A 376-nucleotide genomic window follows, 5' to 3' on the forward strand; every position below is an offset into this window, starting at 1 on the left:
GTCATCTTTCCGATTTGATTTTTGTGGAATGATTCGGCAATCATTGAGATGCCGACACCATATTCACCACCGGCACCGATACCGGCTAAGAATCTTAATATGTAAATCAATGTAATGTTATTTGCAAAAGCCATCATTGCGGTTGCAAATGCAAAGATGAAGATTGTGTAGGTGAAGGTCTTTACCCGACAAAATCGGTCACCGATAAGACCAAACATAATCCCGCCAAATAACATTCCCAAGTTCGTGATTGAACCAATCAATCCGGCAGCGCCACCGCTAAGATGAAGTTGGCTGATCATTGAACTCATTGCAAAGGATAAAAATAGCACATCCATATTTTCCAATGCGAATCCAGAACTGGTAGAAGCAATTA

1 protein-coding gene is annotated in these 376 nt (G+C 41.0%); it reads right to left on the bottom strand.

Translation table 11 applies throughout. The annotated features are described in order from the left end of the window. Nucleotides 1–374, bottom strand: a 374-nt coding sequence (locus CBI42_RS11525; protein WP_256963824.1) for an MFS transporter, incomplete at its 3' end; no start/stop codon positions are given. Between the last annotated feature and the right edge of the window lie 2 nt (nt 375–376).

Source organism: Streptococcus sp. KR, from assembly GCF_002238115.1.
GTDB lineage: Bacteria > Bacillota > Bacilli > Lactobacillales > Streptococcaceae > Streptococcus.